The organism is Serratia sp. CY81684, assembly GCF_052166595.1.
In the GTDB taxonomy this organism is placed as follows: domain Bacteria; phylum Pseudomonadota; class Gammaproteobacteria; order Enterobacterales; family Enterobacteriaceae; genus Serratia; species Serratia nematodiphila.
This window is the reverse complement of the sequence record NZ_JBJNOO010000003.1, coordinates 650,842-668,894: the sequence shown is the minus strand read 5'-3', so window position 1 is coordinate 668,894 and position 18,053 is coordinate 650,842. Positions and strand designations below refer to the sequence as shown.

The 18,053-nt window shown below is 62.3% G+C and carries 14 protein-coding genes; 6 read left to right on the top strand and 8 right to left on the bottom strand.

Going from position 1 to position 18,053, the window contains the following annotated elements; all coding sequences use genetic code 11:
• Positions 1-50: 50 nt before the first annotated feature.
• Positions 51-941: a LysR substrate-binding domain-containing protein gene (locus ACJ8QF_RS11005; protein WP_131164915.1), complete on the top strand. Its 891-nt coding sequence runs from the start codon at positions 51-53 to the stop codon at positions 939-941.
• On the opposite strand, the gene ACJ8QF_RS11000 is transcribed toward ACJ8QF_RS11005, so the two are convergent.
• From ACJ8QF_RS11000 to ACJ8QF_RS10990, 3 genes are all read right to left on the bottom strand, one after another.
• The gene (locus ACJ8QF_RS11000) at positions 938-1,666 is read right to left on the bottom strand and encodes a PA1136 family autoinducer-binding transcriptional regulator (protein WP_131164916.1); all 729 of its coding nucleotides are present in this window, start codon (positions 1,664-1,666) and stop codon (positions 938-940) included. The genes ACJ8QF_RS11005 and ACJ8QF_RS11000 overlap by 4 nt on opposite strands.
• A complete protein-coding gene (gene hchA, locus ACJ8QF_RS10995; RefSeq protein ID WP_131164917.1) occupies positions 1,663-2,538 on the bottom strand; it encodes a glyoxalase III HchA in 876 nt (291 codons plus the stop codon). The genes ACJ8QF_RS11000 and hchA overlap by 4 nt, the downstream gene beginning before the upstream one ends.
• Before the next feature lie 121 nt (positions 2,539-2,659).
• Positions 2,660-3,490 (bottom strand): alpha/beta fold hydrolase, encoded by an 831-nt coding sequence (locus tag ACJ8QF_RS10990; RefSeq protein ID WP_044030866.1) that lies wholly within the window; start codon positions 3,488-3,490, stop codon positions 2,660-2,662.
• A 199-nt stretch (positions 3,491-3,689) separates the two neighbouring features.
• Here ACJ8QF_RS10990 and ACJ8QF_RS10985 point away from each other — a divergent pair, with 199 nt between their 5' ends.
• The 5 genes from ACJ8QF_RS10985 (at position 3,690) to ACJ8QF_RS10965 (ending at position 12,227) form a co-directional block, all read left to right on the top strand.
• Positions 3,690-5,114, top strand: coding sequence for a coniferyl aldehyde dehydrogenase (locus ACJ8QF_RS10985; protein WP_257214273.1), 1,425 nt, complete (start codon positions 3,690-3,692; stop codon positions 5,112-5,114).
• Between the two features lie 259 nt (positions 5,115-5,373).
• Entirely contained in the window at positions 5,374-7,569 is a 2,196-nt protein-coding gene (gene katG, locus ACJ8QF_RS10980) for a catalase/peroxidase HPI (protein ID WP_131164918.1), read from the top strand.
• A 626-nt stretch (positions 7,570-8,195) separates the two neighbouring features.
• Complete coding sequence (locus tag ACJ8QF_RS10975; RefSeq protein ID WP_206194135.1) at positions 8,196-8,993, top strand: VOC family protein; 798 nt, start codon at positions 8,196-8,198, stop codon at positions 8,991-8,993.
• A 41-nt stretch (positions 8,994-9,034) separates the two neighbouring features.
• A complete protein-coding gene (locus tag ACJ8QF_RS10970; RefSeq protein ID WP_131164919.1) occupies positions 9,035-10,324 on the top strand; it encodes an alginate export family protein in 1,290 nt (429 codons plus the stop codon).
• 520 nt (positions 10,325-10,844) lie between these two features.
• The gene (locus tag ACJ8QF_RS10965; RefSeq protein ID WP_131164920.1) at positions 10,845-12,227 is read left to right on the top strand and encodes a serralysin family metalloprotease; all 1,383 of its coding nucleotides are present in this window, start codon (positions 10,845-10,847) and stop codon (positions 12,225-12,227) included.
• A 104-nt stretch (positions 12,228-12,331) separates the two neighbouring features.
• Here ACJ8QF_RS10965 and ACJ8QF_RS10960 read toward each other — a convergent pair whose 3' ends face one another.
• The 5 genes from ACJ8QF_RS10960 to ACJ8QF_RS10940 all read right to left on the bottom strand — a co-directional run bounded on the left by ACJ8QF_RS10960 (position 12,332) and on the right by ACJ8QF_RS10940 (position 17,889).
• Positions 12,332-13,384 (bottom strand): NAD(P)H-dependent flavin oxidoreductase, encoded by a 1,053-nt coding sequence (locus tag ACJ8QF_RS10960; RefSeq protein WP_131164921.1) that lies wholly within the window; start codon positions 13,382-13,384, stop codon positions 12,332-12,334.
• 96 nt (positions 13,385-13,480) lie between these two features.
• Positions 13,481-15,091: an MFS transporter gene (locus ACJ8QF_RS10955; protein WP_049187892.1), complete on the bottom strand. Its 1,611-nt coding sequence runs from the start codon at positions 15,089-15,091 to the stop codon at positions 13,481-13,483.
• Positions 15,084-15,509, bottom strand: a complete 426-nt coding sequence (locus tag ACJ8QF_RS10950; RefSeq protein ID WP_131164922.1) for a DoxX family protein — start codon at positions 15,507-15,509, stop codon at positions 15,084-15,086. Before ACJ8QF_RS10950 ends, ACJ8QF_RS10955 begins: the two co-directional genes overlap by 8 nt.
• 9 nt (positions 15,510-15,518) lie before the next feature.
• Complete coding sequence (locus ACJ8QF_RS10945; RefSeq protein WP_442537512.1) at positions 15,519-16,349, bottom strand: alpha/beta fold hydrolase; 831 nt, start codon at positions 16,347-16,349, stop codon at positions 15,519-15,521.
• A gap of 142 nt (positions 16,350-16,491) precedes the next feature.
• A complete protein-coding gene (locus ACJ8QF_RS10940; protein WP_004928618.1) occupies positions 16,492-17,889 on the bottom strand; it encodes an MFS transporter in 1,398 nt (465 codons plus the stop codon).
• Positions 17,890-18,053: the final 164 nt, after the last annotated feature.

Genomic DNA, 18,053 nt, shown 5'->3' with positions numbered 1-18,053 from the left:
TGGGTCAGACAAACTCATAGTTTTCAGCCTTGGATGAGAATAATTCAGCCATGAGAAAAACCCGTTTGCCGCCGCTGGGCGCGCTGCGCGCTTTCCACGCCGTGGCCGTCTGCCGCAGCTTCAAACTGGCCGCCGAGGCGCTGGGCGTCAGCGCAACGGCGATCAGCCATCAGATCAAGCTGCTGGAGTCGGTGCTGGCATGCCGGGTGTGCGAGCGCAGCGCGCAGGGCGTCAGCCTGACCGAAACCGGCGAGATCCTGTATGCCGGCACCCAGCGCGCCTTCGCCGCGCTGGAGCAGTCCGTCGCCCAAATCACCCGCGCCCGGCAGCCGCCGGCGCTGACCGTCACCACCACCTCCAACTTTCTCACCCACTGGCTGGTGCCGCGCCTGGCGGATTTCAAGGCGGAGTTTCCCGCCATCGATCTGCGCCTGCACACCAGCGTCGAGCGGGTGGATCTCAGCCAGCGCACCGTGGACGTCGCCATCCGCTACCGTGAAACGCCGGAAAGCGATCTGCACTGCACCCTGCTGCATGAGGATCGCTTTATCGTGGTGGCCAGCCCGGCACTGGCGCTGGAGCGCATCGAAGATTTGCTGCGGGTGACGCTGTTTCACGTGGAGCATCGGCAGGTGCCCGCCGACTCACCGACCTGGGAGAACTGGCGGCGGCGCTACGGGCCGGAAGGATTGAACGTGGAAGCCGGGCTGACCTTCAGCGACGAGACCCATGCGCTGCAGGCGGCGGTGGCGGGCCAGGGGGTGGTGATCGCCAGCCGGCTGCTGGCGCGCGATTTGTTGCAGCGCGGCGTGTTGGCGGCGCCGTTCGAGATGTCATTGCCCGGCGCCAACTACTATCTGGTGTCCACCGAAGAGACCGCGCAGCGCCCCGATATCATGGCGCTGCGCACGTGGCTGCTGCGGCAAATGGCGGCGGGCTAACGGCTCTCGGGGGTGATTTCGCCCAGGCGGATCGCCACGCTGATCGCCTGCGCGGTGGTGGCGGCGCCGAGACGTTGGCGAATGCGCCGCAGGTGGTTTTCCACCGTGCGTTCAGACAGGCCGAGCATCGCGGCGATATCCGCCTGCCGCCGGCCAATGGCGGTCCAGCTCAGCACCTCACGCTCGCGCGCCGACAGCCGGCCCTCCCCCTCACCGGCAGCAGGTTCGAACAGCCGCCGCGCCGCCAGAAAAGCCGCTGCGCCCACCAGCGACAGCGCCAGCCGCACCGGCGGCGAGGCGTCGATGCGCTCGCCCCCCAGGCTGACCGCCCCCTCCAACCCGGCGGGGCCGAATACCGGGATCTGCACGCCGTGCAGACCGGCGCCGCGCGGCGTGCGCACAATCCGGTAGCGCTCGCCCTGCTGCGCCCGGGTTTTGGTCCAGAAGAACGGTTCTGCGGCCCGCAGCATGTGCCGGGTCACCGGGCAGTGCCGCACGTAGGTCAGCGCATCGACCGCCTCCCCCTCACCGAACCAGTCGCCCTCGACCCAGTAGATATGCTCGATCCCCGCCTCCGCCGCCGCGGAGGCGGAAAACAGCACAAAGCGGTTGAAACCGAACGGCGCGGCGAAGGCGCGAACCCGCCCCTGAATGGCGGACAAGGTGCGCTCGTGGTCCATCGCCAACGCCGTCTGGAAAGCGCGCTGCGCGATCTCGTCGCTCATCGCGCGGCGACGTCGGCCAGCAGCGTTTCTGCCGCCAGTTTGCCGAGGTTGTTGGAAGCCAGCGGGCTGTCGCCGGTCAGCAGGCGCCGATCTTTATGCACCTTGCCGGTGATGTCGGCGTTGACGATCTTAACGCCCAACTCGCGCAGGCGTTCGCCTACCAGCCAGGGCATCGGGCCGGGGATATAGCCGATATCGATGTTGGCGCCGGTATCGAGCGAGTCCGGGAACACACACATCTCATAGCCGCGATAGAGGAAATCGTCTTTGCTCTCGCCGATGCCCGCCGCCAGCAAACCGGCCGGCCCGTGGCACAGCGAGATCACGTAGCGATCGTGGTCATGTGCCCAGTGCAGCGTCTTTTTCACCTCTTCACTGAACGGGATATCGTTGAGCACGCCGTGGCCGCCGGGAATGAAAACGCCGAGGTAGTTGCCGCCATCCAGATCCTTCACCACTTCCGTCAGCTTTTTCGGCTGCTTGAGTTGGCTGCGGTACTTCTCGTAGGTGGCCTTGACCGCTTCATCTTCATGCGGGAACGCCCACATCTCCAGCTTCACCGGATCGCCGGACGGCGTGGCGACGTCGATCTCGAAACCGGCCAGATCCAGGTGATACATCGGCAGCAGCATCTCGACCGGGTGATTGCCGGTGGAGAAGAACTTGCCGTTTTGCATCAGCAGGTAGCGCTCCTGCGAGGCGATCATCAGCACCTTCCACTTGCCGCCGCGATAGGCGTTCGGGTAGCTGGCGCCCGTGAAGTCGGTTTTGGACGAGGTGTACTGGCTGAGGGAGTAAGGGGATGGGAAGAACGCATTGTCTTCCGCCACATCCGGGGTGGGATTACGATCGTTGGACACTGAATCAGTCATGATTATCTCCATATTCATCGTTGCATTGCCCATTCAGCTTAAATAACCGCCGGCAGGGCCGCAATGAGGGATATCCCTCAAGCAGCGCCCAGGCGGCGGAGCGTCCCCCTGGGCGCTGTTCTTAGCTGTTCACAAACGCCAGCAGATCGGCGTTGACCTGATCGGCGTGGGTGGTCGGGATGCCGTGCGGCGCGCCCTTGTAGGTATGCAGCGTGCCGTTTTGCACCAGCTTGGCCGAGAGCACGCCAGAGTCCTGATAAGGCACTACCTGATCGTCGTCGCCGTGGATCACCAGCACCGGAATGGCAATCTTCTTGAGATCTTCGGTGAAATCGGTCTGCGAGAAGGCGACGATGCCGTCATAGTGCGCCTTGGCGCCGCCCATCATGCCCTGGCGCCACCAGTTCCAGATAATGGCCTCCGACGGTTTGGCGCCCGGACGGTTATAGCCGTAGAACGGACCGGCCGGCACGTCGTAATAGAATTGCGCCCGGTTGGCGGCCAGCTGCGCCTGGAAATCATCGAACACCGCTTTGGGGGTGCCCTGCGGATTGGCGTCGGTTTTCACCATCAGCGGCGGCACCGCGCTGATCAGCACCGCTTTGGACACCTTGTCCTCGCCGTGGCGCACAATATAGCGCACTACCTCGCCACCGCCCGTCGAGTGGCCCACGTGCATCGCGCCCTGTACGCCCAGGTGTTTCACCACCGCGGCGACATCATCGGCGTAGTGGTCCATGTCGTGCCCTTCCCACACCTGGCTGGAGCGGCCGTGGCCGCGGCGATCGTGCGCAACCACGCGGAACCCTTGGTTCACGAAGAACAGCATCTGGGCATCCCAGTCATCGCTGGACAGCGGCCAGCCGTGGTGGAAATAGATAACCTTGCCGTTTTTGGGGCCCCAATCCTTGTAGAAAATCTCGACGCCATCGCTGGTCGTTACATAACCCATGTCGTTTCTCCCATTTACACTATGGTTAAAAAAGAAGGTTTATACTGCGCGCGGCGCCGGGATCTCTGGCTCCCTCATCCCGGCTGGCCGACGATCTTGCATTGATCGTTTAACGAGTATAGGTTTAAAGCTCACTTTAAGGTCAAACCCAATTCGGCAAACCGCATTCCCGCTTTCGATCGGCATCAGGAGTATTCAAGTGCAAGGAGATGACACCGCCACGACGATGGAGCAACGGTTTGCCGCCCAGCGCCACGCCTTCCTGCGCGACGGCGCGCCGACGATGCAACAGCGCAAGGCCGCCCTGCGCCGCTTGCGGAGCGCCATTCTGGCCCAGCGCGGCGCGCTGGCGGCGGCCGTCAGCGCGGACTTCGGCCACCGCTCGCCTTACGAGACCGACATTCTGGAGATTGTGGTCACCGTGCAGGCGATCGATTACCTGCTGCGCAACCTGAAACGCTTCATGAAACCGGATCGCCGCCACGTCGCCCTGCCGTACCAGGCTGCGCGCGCCTATGTGCAATATCAGCCCAAGGGCGTGATCGGCATCATGGCGCCGTGGAACTACCCTTTATCGTTGACCTTCATCCCGCTGGCCACCGCCCTGGCCGCCGGCAACCGCGTGATGCTGAAACCTTCGGAGCTCACGCCGCATACCAGCCAGCTCATCGAGACGATGCTGGCGGCGCAGTTTCCCGCCGACGAGGTCGCCGTGGTGACCGGCGGGCCGGAGGTCGGGGCCAGATTCAGCGAGCTGGCGTTCGACCATCTGGTGTTCACCGGCAGTACAGCGATCGGCCGTCAGGTCATGCAGGCGGCCGCTAAAAATCTGGTGCCGTTAACGCTCGAGTTGGGCGGCAAAAGCCCTGCCGTCGTGGCGCCCGGCGCGCTCACCGCCAGAATCGTTAACAGCCTGGCGTTCGGCAAGCTGTCGAACGCGGGCCAAACCTGCATCGCGCCCGATTACCTGCTAATCCATCAGAACGATGTGGAGAGCTTCATTGCGCTCTATGACGCGGCGGTCAAAACCTTTTATCCCGACGGGCCGACGGGCAGCGACTACGGCGCCATCATCAGCGACAGGCACTATCAGCGTTTGCAAGACCTGCTGGCCGACGCCCAGGCGCGGGGCGCGCAAATCATTCCGGTCGGCCATCGCCCGGACTCGGCGTCTGAACGGCCGAAAACCCTGGCCCCTACGCTTATCGTCGGCGCCCCCGACGACAGCCGGATCATGCAAGAAGAGATCTTCGGGCCGCTGCTGCCGGTGCGCACCTACGCCGCCTTTGATGAAACGATCGACGTTATCAACGCCGGGCCGCGCCCGCTCGCGCTCTACTACTTTGGCCCGGCAGGCGCGCAGCAGGATCGGCTGCTGACGCACACCACCTCAGGCAACGTCAGCGTCAACGCCACCCTGCTGCATTTCGCCCAGGACGATCTGCCGTTCGGCGGCATCGGCCCCAGCGGCATGGGGGCCTGTCACGGCATCGAGGGATTTCGGGCGCTGAGCCACGCCAAGGGCGTTTTCATCCAGAGCCGCTGGCACTTTACCGGCCTGCTGCGCGCGCCGTTCGGCAAACTGGCGGACGCGGTGCTCACGTTCATGTTGCGGCGCCGATAAAGCGGTGTGCTGACAATCAATAGCACAGCCATGAATCGCCGCAAGCTATCACAATATTCACTCATTCCTATTTTATCTCTCCGCCGCCGCTGACTAAGCTTAGCCATGAGTCCCCCTTTGCCCGTTGGCGGCGAGGGTGACGTAAATCGATTGAGTTCAGTTATTTAGCGCAACACCCGACGCAAGCCTTACCCGCATGCCTTGTTAACCGCTCCACGCCCGGCGGCTGGAGCATCTTTACGGAAGCAGAGAGCGCATTATGACAACTGAAAGCAAATGCCCGTTTTCGGGCGGCAAGCAGCCCGCACCGCAGAACGGCCCCACCAATCAGGATTGGTGGCCTAATCAGCTCAGCCTGAAACCGCTGCATCAGCACTCCCCCCTGTCCGATCCGATGGATAAAGACTTCAACTACGCCGATGCCTTCAACAGCCTCGATCTGGCGGCGGTCAAACAGGATCTGCACGCCCTGATGACCGATTCGCAGGAATGGTGGCCGGCGGACTTCGGCCACTACGGCGGCCTGTTCATCCGCATGGCCTGGCACAGCGCCGGCACCTACCGCATCGGCGACGGCCGCGGCGGCGCGGGCGAAGGCCAGCAGCGCTTCGCCCCGCTCAACAGCTGGCCGGACAACGTCAGCCTCGACAAGGCGCGCCGCCTGCTGTGGCCAATCAAGCAGAAATACGGCCGCAACATCTCCTGGGCCGATCTGATTATCCTGACCGGCAACGTGGCGCTGGAATCGATGGGCTTCAAAACCTTCGGCTACGCCGGCGGCCGCGCCGACACCTGGGAGCCGGACGACGTCTACTGGGGGTCTGAGAAGATCTGGCTGGAACTGAGCGGCGGACCGAACAGCCGCTACTCGGGCGACCGCGATCTGGAAAACCCGCTGGCGGCGGTGCAGATGGGCCTGATCTACGTCAACCCGGAAGGCCCGGACGGCAACCCCGATCCGGTGGCCGCCGCGCGCGACATCCGTGAAACCTTCGCCCGCATGGCGATGAACGACGAAGAAACCGTGGCGCTGATCGCCGGCGGCCACACCTTCGGCAAGACCCACGGCGCCGGCCCGGCGTCTCACGTCGGCGCCGATCCGGAAGCGGCCGGACTGGAGTCGCAGGGCCTCGGCTGGCACAGCACCTTCGGCACCGGCGTCGGCAAAGACGCCATCACCAGCGGCCTGGAAGTGACCTGGACCACCACCCCGACCCAGTGGAACCACGACTTCTTCCGCCACCTGTTCGAATACGAATGGGAGCTGAGCCAAAGCCCGGCCGGCGCGCACCAGTGGGTGGCGAAAGACATCGGCGAAACCATTCCCGACGCCTTCGATCCCAACAAGAAGCGCCGCCCGACCATGCTGACCACCGACCTGTCGCTGCGCTTCGATCCGGCCTACGAGAAGATTTCACGCCGCTTCTATGAACACCCGGAAGAGCTGGCCGACGCCTTCGCCCGCGCCTGGTTCAAGCTGACCCACCGCGATATGGGGCCGCGCGCGCGCTACCTCGGCCCGGAAGTGCCGCAGGAAGAGCTGATTTGGCAGGATCCGATCCCGGCGGTCGATCATCCGCTGATCGACGAGCAGGACATCGCCGCGCTGAAAAGCAAGGTGCTGGCTTCCGGCCTGCCGGTGTCCGCGCTGGTTTCCACCGCCTGGGCTTCCGCATCGAGCTTCCGCGGTTCCGATAAACGCGGCGGCGCCAACGGCGCGCGCATTCGCCTGGCGCCGCAGAAGGACTGGGCCGTCAATCAACCTGCGCAGCTCGCCGCGACGCTGGCCACGCTGGAAGGCATCCAGCGCGCCTTCAACGACGCGCAGACCGGCGGCAAGCGCGTCTCGCTGGCGGATCTTATCGTGCTGGCCGGCGCGGCGGGCGTGGAACAGGCGGCGAAGAACGCCGGTTTGACCCTGACGGTGCCGTTCGCCCCAGGCCGCATGGACGCCTCGCAGGAACAGACCGACGTGGACTCCTTCGAGGCGATGGAGCCGCTCGCCGACGGTTTCCGCAACTTCCTGAAGGGCAAATACCGCGTGCCGGCCGAAACGCTGCTGGTCGACAAGGCGCAGCTGTTGACCCTGACCGCGCCGGAAATGACGGTGCTGGTCGGCGGGCTGCGGGTGCTCGGCGCCAACGTTGGCGGCACGCAGCACGGCGTGTTCACCCATCGCCCGCAGGCGCTGACCAACGACTTCTTCGTCAACCTGCTCGACATGGGCACCACCTGGCACCCGGTGGGTGACGACGGCCTGTTCGAAGGCCGCGATCGCCGCAGCGGCGCGGTCAAATGGACCGGCACCCGCGTCGATCTGGTGTTCGGTTCGCACGCGCAGCTGCGCGCGCTGGCCGAAGTCTACGGCAGCGCCGACGGGCAAGAGAAGTTCGCCCATGACTTCGTCGCCGCCTGGAACAAAGTGATGAACCTCGATCGCTTCGATCTGGCGTAAACTCCCCGCAACGGTCTGCTTCGGCAGGCCGTTTTTCCTCCCGAGAACCACACCGCCTCCGCTCAGCGCCAGCCGTAGCGCACGTCGTTATATTTCTTTTCCCGCTTATTCGTATTTACTCAACAAGTCATATAAAAATTTGATGGGCGGCAATTCTTTTAATGCTGTATTTATATTTAGAGGGCAATGAAGAACGTAAATTCAGCGCGCTAATACGATATATCCCATCAAGGAGAACACCGTTATGGATTATCCCCAATTCACTTCAACACGCGGCGAGGCGGACCGCATTATCAGCGCCGACCCTTAGCGATAGCGGGCCTGCTGGCCCGGCGCCTCACCGTTTACGCCAATAAGAATAAATGTTCTGCCCCTGCGCCATATTCGCCGGGGCGTCAGAACTTCGCCCCTATTTAGCGTTTCATCACGCGCGTTGCGTTTTTAGCTTTTATTTTTCAGCCGACGGGAAAGCTCATAGGAAATGACGTTTCACTCAGGAAAATAACCGCTACCTGGAGGTCATCATGCAACACATTATCGGTATTTCTTCTCGTCGGCTGAGGATATCGGCCCTTGCGCTGCTGCTCCCTGCCGTATCATGGGCGGCCGATACGGCATCTCTCGCCGTGGGGCCACAATATGACACCACCCATGTCTACGTCGAACGCGGCAAGATGGATGCCTTTGTCGACAGCATCCTGAAAACCTTCGGCGGCACCAGCACCGAACGCGTGCTGGTCAACGTCACGCCGACGCCGAGCGAAACCTACTCCCAGCTGATACTGACGCCGGCCGGCAGCTTCTCGGTGTTCGATTTCAAAACGCCGATCCCGTACCCGTTCGGCGTCGAACGCAACGGTTTTCTGGTCAGGGATATGGACGCCGCTATCCGGCAGGCCAGGGCCGCCGGCGCCGATGTGCTGGTCGCCCCCTTCGACGATCCGATTGGGCGCGACGCGGTGATCCAATGGCCCGGCGGCGTCAACATGCAGCTTTATTGGCACACCAAAGCGCCCAACTACAAGCCGCTGCTGAGCGTGCCGGAAAACCGCCTGTATCTCTCCGCTTACCGCGTCGATGACTTCCTGAAAAGCTATCAGACGTTCTCGCACGGCAAAGTCGTGCGCGACGAGCAGGTCAGCGATGCGGCGATCGGCCGCAACGATAACGGCAAGATCCGCCAGATCGAACTGGACTCGCGTTTTGGCAAAACGCGCATTTTCGTCACCGATGGGCACCTGCCTTATCCGTTCGGCCATGAGCGCACCGGCTATGGCGTCGAGGATCTGCAGGCCACGCTGGCCAAAGCGACGGCCAGCGGCGCGCAGGTGCTGTGGCGTTCGACGGCGGCGGAACGCCGCGCCTCGGCGCTGGTGCGTTTCCCCGGCGGCTACATCGCCGAAATTCACCAGACAGCCAAATAAACCCAAGGCGCGCTGCGGCGCGCTTTTTTCTTCGGATATTCATGATGAAACGCACGCTACCCGCACTGTTGCTGTTCTCCACGCTCCCCGCAATGGCGGCGGAGCCCGCCGCTTCCCCCTGGAAAAACATCCCGTTGGGCGATGCGGCCACCTTATCTTTCGACGGTTCACTGCGCGAGCGCTATGAATGGACGGATCAACGGGATCTGAGCGGCGGACGCGACGACACTTTCATGCAGCGCTTGCTGGTTGGCGCGCGCCTCGACTACGGCGACTATTTCGGCGCCTATGTGCAAGTGGGATCGTCGCTGGCCACACCGCGCGATCGCGGGCGCAAGCCGACCGACGAAGATCATGCCTACCTCGGGCAGGGCTATGTGGATATGAAACTGCCCACTGCCTACGGCCTCGGCACCCTGCGGGTCGGCCGCCAGGAGATTGCGCTGGGCTCGCTGCACTTGCTGGGCACCCGCGATGGCCCCAACGTGCGCCGTTCCTTCGATGCTATCCGCGCCAGCTGGGTCAAGGATAAAAACCGCCTCGACGCCTTTATCGGCCATCCCGTCACCCTTAAAACCGGCAGTTTCGACGACGATACCGACAACAGCCAAAAGGTGTGGGGACTGTACGGCACCACGCCGCTGACGCCGCTGGCTTCTTCGCTCGATCTCTACACCTTTGGCTTTGAGGATAACGACGCCCACTACGCGCAGCTTAGCGGGCAAGAGCGGCGCTATACCGTCGGCGCACGCATCTTCGGCGCAGCGCGGGGGTTCGACTGGGATAATGAAGCTGCCTGGCAGTTCGGCAGCGCAGAACAGCGCGATATCCGCGCCTGGTCGGCGTCGGCGCACGCCGGCTATACGGTGAGCGACTGGCGCTGGCGGCCGCGCTTTGGCGGCAAGATTGGCATCGCCAGCGGCGACAAAAACGGTCACGATGGGCAGCTCAACACCTTCAACGCCATGTACCCCAAGCTGCCCTACCTGACCGAAAACGGGCTGGTGGCGCCGGCTAACCTGATCGCCATCCATCCTTCGGTCACCATTACGCCGTGGCAAACCCTGGCCATCGATTTCAGCTGGGACGCCTTATGGCGGCAACGCCGCGAGGACGCCTTCTATCTCGGGCCAATGCGCCCGGTGAAAGGCAGCGAACAGGGATCGCGCTTTATCGGCAACCAGTACCAGGTCGAAACCACCTGGACGCCGAGAAGCGATCTCCAGTTCAAGGTAGCCTATGTCTACTTCGACGTCGGCCACAGCCTGCAGCAACATGCCGGGCTGAAAGACATGAACTTCGTCCTGGCGCAGGGCACCTACAGTTTTTAAGCATCAGGCAAGTTAATCGGTGTACGCGGGCACCCTCAATAATCCCGTATCCGATTAATGACGACAGCCGGCGTGCGGCCGCCTCTATGCGTTACGGCAATGGCGGCTACTCACCGCACTTAACAGATAAAAAGCTGGAAAAAACAGAAAGATAAATCAGCAACGCAAATGCCGCGCGCCGATTACAGAGAAATATTAAATAAAGATTTAATTCCAACGAGTTATTTAAACAAGTCTTTTACTCATATCTTATGTAAAAGATTCATATAAGAATAACTAATTAATAAAATAATTGTGTTTATACTGCTTTAACTCAATCGCAGTGCACAATTAATTCCTCACCGTGATTAATGATAAGGATATATTCCGCTTGAACGCAATATTCAAGCCAGACCAAGGAGGCAAGCCAGACCAAGGAGGCAAGCCAATGATATCACATTAATTATCCCTGATTTTCAAACCTGTGTACGAGCATATAGAACGTTAGGTGCAATATTGTCAACGTCCAAAGGAGTTTGATATGTCATTAGCTACCGATAAGATTTCCGATTATTTAACCAGTTATGAAAGAGGCGATCACGCGGAGAGCAGTAAACCGTCATATACCACGCAAGAGGTTTCAGATCTGCTGCTGAGGAGCCATTATTCCGCCAATGGCAAAGGCGTGACAGACCATGCGGCTACCTTGACCTACTCTTTCCCCGTCTATACCGGCAGCGACAAGACGGGCGCCGCGCAGCTTACCGCCGCTCAGCAAACCCAAACCAAGCTTTCATTGCAATCCTGGTCGGATGTGGCCAACATCACGTTCACCGAGGTTAAAGGCAACGACACGAAAAATGCAGATATAAAGTTTGGTTTTTATAAGGCGGCCAGCGGGGGCAATTACACCTCGTATGAAAGTACGCAGAGCGATCTCAAAAGCACCATTTGGATCAGCGGTAATAACGGCTACGACGCCTCCAATCCGCAAACCAATAACTACGCCAGGGATACGCTTACCCATGAAATAGGGCATGCGTTGGGGCTTTCTCATCCCGGCAATTATGATGCGTCAAATGCCACCTACCCCACCTACGCCAACTCGGCGAAGTATTATGAAGACGACCATCAATATTCTTTGATGAGCTATTTTAACGAACAATACACCAGCGCTGACTATAAAGGCGTTTGGCCATCAGGACCGCAGCTGGATGATATTACCGCCATACAGAAGCTTTACGGCGCGAATACCACCACGCGCACCGGCGATACCACCTATGGTTTCAACTCGAATACGGACAGAGACTTTCTGAGCGTTAAAGCGTCCACGGACAAAATCGTGGCGGCTATCTGGGATGCCGGCGGCAATGACACGCTGGATTTTTCAGGCTACAGCCAGGATCAGCGCATCAACATTAACGAAGGCGCATTCTCTGATGTAGGCGGCTTGAAGGCGAATATCGCCATCGCCTACGGCGCGCAGATTGAAAATATCATCGGCGGCAGCGGTGCCGACATTCTTGTGGGCAACGCGCTGAACAATACGCTAAAAGGCGGTGCAGGCAACGACATCATTTACGGTGCCGGCGGCGCCGATCAGCTTTGGGGCGATGCAGGCGCGGACACCTTCGTCTTCCGCGAAGCCGGCGACAGCCGAGCCACCACGCCGGATTGGATCCGCGATTTCCAGACCGCGGAGGATAAAATCGACCTGTCGTGGCTCAACCAGACGGCTAAGGCCGAGGGGGGCGAGTTGCACTTCGTGGATAATTTAAGCGGCTCGTTATATGAAGCGGCGCTGAATTATGACGCGCAGCAGAATGTCACCGATCTGGCCATCAATCTCTCCGGCAATCAATTGCCTGATTTTCTGGTTAAAATCGTTGGGCATGTCGACGCTTCCGCCGATATTCTCGTCTAGCCAAGAAACCAACAGTCCGGCGCGAACGCCGGACTGTTCATCTCTTATCAGGCCTCACCCGGCGTCTTTTTACATTGCCACAGCAATAAATCGCGCAGACGAGGTCACACCGCTTCCAGCTCCGCCGCCAGGGTGGCGACCAGCTGCGCCGCCGGCATCGGCCGCGCCAGGCCCACGCCCTGCCCGGCCCACAGCGACATAAACTCCGCGCGCCCGGCCTTGGCCGCCGCCTGGCGGATATCGCCGGTGAGCGCGTTCTGCACCGGATAAGGCAGGATCTGCGCCTCTTCCGCGCGCATCTGCCGCATGAAATCATTGACGATACCGCGCGCCGGGCGGCCGCTGAAGGCGCGCGTCAGGCGCGTGCTGTCATCGCCGGCGTTGCTCAGCGCCGCCCGCCAGGCTTCGGCGATGCCCGACTCCGGGCTGCACAGAAACGCGGTGCCGAGCTGCGCCGCCTGCGCGCCCAGCAATTGCGCCGCCGCGATGCCGCGCCCGTTCATGATGCCGCCCGCAGCGATCACCGGGATTTTCACCGCCGCCACCACCTGCGGCAGCAGGGCCATCAGCCCGACGCAGGATTGTTCGATATCGCCGAGGAAGGTCGGGCGGTGGCCGCCCGCCTCCGAGCCCGAGACGCAAACGAAGTCGGCGCCCGCCTCTTCCCAGGCGCGGGCTTCCGCCACCGTGGTGGCGGTGCCGATCACCCGTGAACCGGCCTTCTTGAACTGCGTGACCGTGGCGCGCGGCAGCACACCGAAGGTGAAGCTGACCACCGGCGGCGCAGCCTCCAGCAAGGCTGCGATCTGGTCGCGGTTGTTTTCGGCGAATTGAGTGGGGATCGGCGGCTCGCTCAGCCCCAGCGCTTCGCGGAACGGCCGCAGCAGGTGCTGGGCGCGCTTCAGTTCGGCGAGATCCGGGTGCTGCTCATTGAGCAGAAACAGGTTGATGTTGAACGGCGCGGCGGTCTGCGCGCGGATCTGCTGCACACGTTCGAGGATCACCGCCGGTGAAAACAGCGCCGCTGCGCACGATCCCAGCGCCCCGGCGTTGCTCACCGCCACCGCCAACGCCGGCGGTGACGCGCCGTTCATCGGCCCCTGAACGATCGGATAGCGCAGCCCAAGCTCGCGGGCAAAAGCAGAAGGTGCCGTCATCAATGTGTCTCCCTGTACTGACTACATTCGTCTTACGGCGGCCGCGCCGCCGAACCGACCAAAAGCATAGCACCTTCTCACCGCCTGGCCGTGCAGTTAATGCTTCACCTGCCGCCTGTCCAACGACAGGAAGTGATGCACCACCGGTTTCTCCGGGCCAATATGGAAGCGCAGCGCCTCCTGCTGCAGATCGGCGTCGGCGTGCGACACCCGCTGGTGCTGCCGCAGATGCTCCGCCCAGGACTCCACCAGGAACCACTCCATGATGCATTCCGGATCGCCGGTATGCTCGGTGATACCCCAGGCGTAAGCGCCATCGCGGCGGCGCGCCCGCTCCAGCATCAGCAGCGTGCGCAAGAACTGCGGCCGATCCTGTTCGCGGATGCGGTACTCAACCTGAATCATGACCGGGCCGCGATCGTTTTCGACCGGCGTGTTGACCAACGGTTCCGGCCAATGGTTCGACGGCTGCAGATCGGCCTCACCGGTCGGCAGACGCAGGCGGTGGAACAGCAGCCCCGCCACCAACAGGCCGACGCCGCCGACCAGCAGCGTGGCGGCCACGCCCAGCTCCTGCGCCACCAGCCCCCACAGCAGGCTGCCCGCCGCCATCGCGCCGTTGAACACCATCAGGTAGATGGCCAGGCCGCGGCCGCGCACCCAGTTGGGCAGCACGCCCTGCGCCGCACCGTTGAGCGTGGTCAGCGCGATAATCCAGCCTGCGCCCAGCACCAACAGCAGCACCACCGCCAGCCACTGCGGCGGCGCCAGCGACAGGGCCGCCATCACCGCCGCCGTCAACACCGCCGCCAGCAACACCAGCCCGTCGGCATTCAGCCGCTGGCGCAGGCGCGGCAGCACAATAGCCCCGAGGATCGCCCCGGCGCCCACCGCCCCCAGCAGAACGCCGTAAAAGCCGGCGCTGCCGCCCAGCATGCGGCGCGCCACCAGCGGCAGCAGCGCCCAGACCGAGCTGGAGAAGGCGAAAAATACCGCCGCCCGCAGCAGCACCACGTGCAGCTCGCGGCTGGAGCGGGCATAGCGCAGGCCGGCGCGGAAGGCGCCGAAGAAATGCTCCGACAGGCCGCTGTCTTCGGCCTTCGGCCGCTTCCACCACAGCAGCGCCGCAATCACCAGCACATAGCTCATCACGTCCGCGCCGTAGGCCGCGCCGGCGCCGAAGCTGGCCAGCAGCAGCCCCCCGGCCGCCGGGCCGATGGAGCGAGCGATGTTGATGCCCAGCGAGTTCAGCGCCACGGCGTTTTTCAGCTCGGCGCGCGGCACCAGCTCCGGCACGATCGCTTGCCAGGTCGGCCCCATCAACGCCGCGCCGATGCCGCCGACGAACGTCAGCGCCAGCAAATACTCCACCGTCAGCGAGCCGGTCTGCGACAGCACCAGCAGGCTGCCGCTCACGCAGGCCAGCAAGATTTGCACGAAGATCAGAAAGCGCCGCCGATCGAGAATGTCCGACAGCACCCCGGCCGGGATCGCCAGCAGGAACACCGGCAGCGTAGCGGCGGTTTGCATCAGCGCCACCGCCGAAGGGTTGCTCGACAGGTCAGTGATCAACCACGAGCTGGCGACGTCGCGCATAAAGCTGCCGACGTTGCCGAGCACCGTCGCGCCCCACAGTACCGCAAATAATGGGATTTTCAGCGGCGCGAAGCCGCCCGCCGCCGCCTTGTTTTCCGTCTGCTCAGCCATCTGTTCGCTCCTTCAAATCGTTAAATGCCACCAGCAACAGCGCGCCGGCCAGCCCAAGGTGTTCAAAAAATCCGTTCATCATCTGGCCGCGCTCCGCCCCGTCGAACTGCCAGAACGGATTGGCCATCAGCGTCGCCATCAGGGTAAAACCGGCCAGCGCCAACGCGCCGAGCCAGCGATAAAAGCCGCTCAGGATCAGCGCCGACGCCGCCAGTTCGAGCAGCGTCACCAGCACGGCGAACAGCGCCGCCGGCTGCAGGCCGAAGTAGCTCATCTCGGCGACCGCGCCTTCGACGTTCAGCGCTTTGACCAACCCGCCCTGAATATAGGCGGCGCAAATGGCGAGCAGCAGCAGCCAGCGCACCACAGGCGCATGCAGCCGCTGTGCGCAGCGGGCGGCGATAGCAGTCAGGTTCATCGCGCCCCCTTAAAACGGCGAATTTTGGATGAAGGCCAGCAGATCGGCGTTGAAGCGATCGGGATCGACCTGCGCCAAACCGTGCGAACCGCCGGCGTAAACATTCAGCTCCGCCTGTTGCATAAGCTTAGCGGCTTTCAGCGCTGAGGCGCCGATCGGCACGATCTGATCGGCGTCGCCGTGCACCAGCAGCGTCGGCTTGTCGATCGCCAGCAGGTCGGCGGTGTAATCCACTTCGGAGAACGCGCGCACACACTCGTACTGCCCTTTCACGCCGCCCTCCATGCCCATCAGCCAGAAGTGGTCGATCAGCCCCGCATTGCTCTCCACCTCGTCGCAGTGGAGGCCATAGAACGGCACCGCCAAATCTTTGAAGAACTGCGAGCGGTTGCCCGCCACGCCGCTGCGAATGCCGTCGAAGGCCGCCATCGGCGTACCCTCAGGGTTGACTGGCGTTTGCAGCATCAGCGGCGGTACGGCGCCGACCAGCACCACCTTCGCCACCCGATCGCTGCCGTGGCGGCCGATGTAGCGCGCCACTTCGCCGCCGCCGGTGGAATGGCCGACCAGGATCAGATCGCGCAGATCCAGCGTTTCGATCAGCAGGGCCAGATCGTCAGCGTATTGGTTGATGTCGTTGCCGTGCCAGGTTTGATCCGAACGGCCGTGGCCGCGGCGATCGTGGGCGATCACGCGGAATCCGCTCTGGCCGAAAAACAGCATCTGGTTGTCCCAGGCGTCGGCAGACAGCGGCCAACCGTGAGAGAACAGGATCGGCTGGCCGCGGCCCCAATCCTTATAAAAAATGCGTGCGCCATCGGGCGCGGTAAGGGTGCTCATGACGTGTTCCCCGCTCGGTATCGAATTGGATTTTGTACGGGTTAACAGTACGGCAGGCGTAAAGGCAGTGATAACGGAATAATTTTCGCATGATCGCGAGTTTTTTTGCTGAAGAAGCCGGCGTCGCCGCCGGCGCAAAACGTCAGATGTTTTCCAGATCGATACCGCGCGTTTTTGGGCCGAACAGCCCGATCACCAGCATCACGATCAGCATGCTGGCGACGATAAACGCGATCACCCCCAGCGAACCGCCATACTGCAAGATAATGCCGATGATGATGCTGCTGAACACCGTCGACAGCCGGCTGAAGGAGTAGCAGAAGCCGACGGCGCGGGCGCGGATATGGGTCGGGAAGATCTCGGATTGATACGAGTGGTAGCTGTAGGTCAGCCAGGCGTTGGACCAGGTGATGAAGAAACCGCACAGGATCAGCCACAGCGGGTTGTTCTGCAGTGCGAACAGCGAGCCGAAGATCACCGTCACCAGGCAGGACAACACGATCTGCCACTTGTTCTCCATCTTGTCGGCGTAGAAGCTGCACAGCAGCGAGCCCAGCGGGTAGGCCAGCGTGATAAAGAAAGCGTACAGCAGGCTGTGGGTGACCGACGCGCCCTTGCCCGACAGCAGCGCCGGCAGCCAGTTGCCGAAGCCGAAGAAGCCGATGGCCTGAAAGAAATTCATCACTACCAGCATCAGTGTGCGATCGCGATATTGCGGCGCCCAGATGTCGCGAAAGCGGCCGCGCAGCGGCGCTCCCTCGGCATCGTCCACCGGGCGCGACGGGAAGTCCGCGGCCGCCACGCCGCAGCGCCGTTCCATGTCCCGCATCACCTGCCGGGCCTGCGCATAGCGCCGCTGTTGCACCAGCCAGCGCGGCGACTCCGGCAGCCCCTTGCGCACCAGCCAGATCACCAGCGAAGCCAGCGCGCCGGCAATCACCACATAGCGCCAGCCGCTCAGCCCCCAAATCGTCTGCGGCACCAGCCACCAGGACATCAGCGCCACCGCCGGCACCGACAGAAACTGCACGAAGAACGCGAAGGCGAAAGCCCGGGTGCGCAAGTGCGCGGGCACCCACTCCGTCAGGTAGGTATCGATGGTCACCAACTCGATGCCGAGCCCGACGCCCACCAGAAAACGCAGAAAGATCACCCATTCCGCCTGCTGTTGAAACGCCAACAGCAGCGAGAAGGCGCCATACCAGATCAGGGCGAACATAAAGGTGGCGCGCCGGCCGAAGCGATCGGCGTACGGGCTCAGCAGGCTGGCGCCGACGAACAGGCCAAGAAAGGTAGCGGAGGCAAAGGCCGCCTGATCCGACACGCCGAAAACGCCCTGCGCACCGGTGTGGAAAATGCCGTCGGCGATAAGGCCAGTGCTGATATAGCCGGTCTGGAACAGATCATAGAGTTCGAAAAAGCCGCCCAGCGACAGCAGAATGATAAAGCGCCACAGGCCGGCCGACGCGGGCAAGGCGTCGATTCTGGCCGCCAAATCCCGCGCATGGATCGGCGACGCCGCTACAGATTCACTCACCATTAACCTCGCATTAACATTTTTGATGACTTTCTATGCTAGCGAAGCGGCGTCGGAGTTAAATTTTTAATTAGCAGACTATGAAAAAAAGTTAAGCATAAAACGCTGCAGCAGCCTGTTTTATAGCAGGAAAATGTAGCGCGGGATGCCGCAGCGGCATCCCAATC

Bases quoted from the DNA above. Each gene is read 5' to 3' on its own strand.
- ACJ8QF_RS10945 (WP_442537512.1), bottom strand. From the start codon at position 16,349: ATGAGCACCCTTACCGCGCCCGATGGCGCACGCATTTTTTATAAGGAT.
- ACJ8QF_RS10960 (WP_131164921.1), bottom strand. From the start codon at position 13,384: ATGACGGCACCTTCTGCTTTTGCCCGCGAGCTTGGGCTGCGCTATCCG.
- ACJ8QF_RS10950 (WP_131164922.1), bottom strand. From the start codon at position 15,509: ATGAACCTGACTGCTATCGCCGCCCGCTGCGCACAGCGGCTGCATGCG.
- katG (WP_131164918.1), top strand. From the start codon at position 5,374: ATGACAACTGAAAGCAAATGCCCGTTTTCGGGCGGCAAGCAGCCCGCA.
- hchA (WP_131164917.1), bottom strand. From the start codon at position 2,538: ATGACTGATTCAGTGTCCAACGATCGTAATCCCACCCCGGATGTGGCG.
- ACJ8QF_RS10990 (WP_044030866.1), bottom strand. From the start codon at position 3,490: ATGGGTTATGTAACGACCAGCGATGGCGTCGAGATTTTCTACAAGGAT.
- ACJ8QF_RS10965 (WP_131164920.1), top strand. From the start codon at position 10,845: ATGTCATTAGCTACCGATAAGATTTCCGATTATTTAACCAGTTATGAA.
- ACJ8QF_RS10940 (WP_004928618.1), bottom strand. From the start codon at position 17,889: ATGGTGAGTGAATCTGTAGCGGCGTCGCCGATCCATGCGCGGGATTTG.
- ACJ8QF_RS11005 (WP_131164915.1), top strand. From the start codon at position 51: ATGAGAAAAACCCGTTTGCCGCCGCTGGGCGCGCTGCGCGCTTTCCAC.
- ACJ8QF_RS10970 (WP_131164919.1), top strand. From the start codon at position 9,035: ATGATGAAACGCACGCTACCCGCACTGTTGCTGTTCTCCACGCTCCCC.
- ACJ8QF_RS10955 (WP_049187892.1), bottom strand. From the start codon at position 15,091: ATGGCTGAGCAGACGGAAAACAAGGCGGCGGCGGGCGGCTTCGCGCCG.
- ACJ8QF_RS11000 (WP_131164916.1), bottom strand. From the start codon at position 1,666: ATGAGCGACGAGATCGCGCAGCGCGCTTTCCAGACGGCGTTGGCGATG.